2 protein-coding genes are annotated in these 1758 nt (G+C 70.0%); one reads left to right on the top strand and one right to left on the bottom strand.

From position 1 onward, the window contains the following. Positions 1-42 precede the first annotated feature (42 nt). Positions 43-489, bottom strand: coding sequence for a hypothetical protein (locus ACLML9_RS28685; RefSeq protein WP_411948421.1), 447 nt, complete (start codon positions 487-489; stop codon positions 43-45). A 190-nt stretch (positions 490-679) separates the two neighbouring features. Here ACLML9_RS28685 and ACLML9_RS28680 point away from each other — a divergent pair, with 190 nt between their 5' ends. Next, a complete protein-coding gene (locus tag ACLML9_RS28680; protein WP_411948420.1) occupies positions 680-1411 on the top strand; it encodes an alpha/beta hydrolase in 732 nt (243 codons plus the stop codon). The last annotated feature ends 347 nt before the right edge of the window (positions 1412-1758 follow it).

Here is a 1758-nt window from a genome sequence, read left to right as displayed (position 1 = left end):
GTGGAACCCTCCGGCCCGATCGAAACCGAGGCCGCCCGCCGTCTAGCAGACGACCTCAACAGCTAACCGATCAGGTTCCCCAACACTTTCTGAGCACAGCGACCAGATGGTCACCTGAGGCGCGGTCGGCACCGGCACCCCGGCGGCCGCCGTGAGCGCCGCGGTGAGATGGTCGGTGTGCAACGCGGTTTCGGGTAGCAGCACCACCTCGGCCCCCGGATGCGCTGCGCGGGTCACCAAGTCGATGATGCGCTCGTCTCCCCAGCGGGGGAGCTCGTGGTCGGTGCGGGCATTCGCATCGACGCGGTGCACGACTGTCGTATCCGTCTCGCCGAGGTGGTCGATGAGCCGGCAGAGGTGACCGCGCGCGACGGCGTCGAACCGGCCCGCGGAACCATCCAGCGCGCTCGCGAGCAACGCCGGATCGCCCAGCCCGGCCGCCACGGCCGCCAGATGATCATCGGACATGTCCGCCAGGCCCGCGGCCACGGGATTCGGCCTCCGTAAAAACCTGTTGGCCGGTACGGCGAACGCTGCTACCTTTCCGGAGGCCGTGCAAGAGAACGAGGAGGTGGTACCCGTGAACGCAGTATCGACATGGGTGCTCCCCTCCGGGGTCACGGTCGGGCGATAGGTCGTCCGGGAGCGCCGCGCGAAAGCACTCCCGAAAGGCACGACAATGCAATTCACTTCCGAACAACGCCTCGATGACGGCGTCCTCGAACGCGAATTCACGCTGGGCGAGATTCCCGGCATCCTGTGGACGCCCGGATCCGCGACCGGACCGGCGCCGCTGATCCTGGTCGGCCATCCCGGCGGATTGCGCATGATGCACCCCCGACTGGTGGACCGGGCCCGGCACGCCGCGGCGGAGGGTTTCGCCGCGGCCACCATCGAACTCCCCGGGAGCGGTGACCGGCCTCGTTCCACCGCCGCCGAGCAGGCCCGCGCCGACCTGCGCCGGGCGCTGGAAGCCGGCGAGGCGGTCGACGAGGAGATCGTCGACCGGCTCGTTCTCCCGCTGGTCGACAAAGCGGTCCCGGAATGGCAGGCCGCCCTGGACGCCCTCCTTTCGCTGTCCGAGATCGGCGGCCCGGTCGGGTACTCGGGAGGGGTGATCTCCATCGGTGTCCGGCTGGCGGTGGTCGAGCCGCGCATCTCGGCCGCTCTGCTGTTCGCCGGGAGTTTCGTGCCCCGCAGTATGTTCGAAGAGGCCCGGCAGGTCACCATTCCGCTGCAGGTCCTGCTGCAGTGGGACGACGAGCACAACGACCGGCACCAGGCCCTGGACCTGTTCGACGCGTTCGGCTCCGAGCAGAAGACGCTGCACGCCAATATGGGCGGGCACACCGGGGTCCCACAGTTCGAGGGGGACGCCGGGAACCGGTTCTTCGCCCGGCACCTGAAGTGATGCCGGCTCCCCGGGCCGGCAGCAGACGATCGAAGCTGTCGGCCGGGATGCCACTCACCGAGAACAGGTCCGGCCTGCCTCGACGGCGGTGACCGGCAGTTGAACAACCATCCCGACCGCGGCGGGGTCGCCCATCGGCGGTACCGCCGCGGCCGGGGCGGCGCTCGGACCACCAACGCTCCGATCAGCCGAACCTCCACGGCCGGACCCCACCGACGACGGCCATCTGGTGCGACACCCGAACCGGTGCCACGAACCAGATGGCCGCGTGATCGATCGCCGCCGGCCCGACAGGCGATCGACCCGAGCACGCACGACCGGCGACCGGTGGCCGGGCCACCGATCGC

Origin of the sequence: Nocardia sp. NPDC002869 (assembly GCF_046764065.1) — a bacterium.
Taxonomy (GTDB): Bacteria; Actinomycetota; Actinomycetes; order Mycobacteriales; family Mycobacteriaceae; genus Nocardia; species Nocardia rhamnosiphila.
The sequence above is the reverse complement of the archived record's forward strand: the minus strand, read 5'-3'. Positions and strand labels throughout refer to the sequence as shown.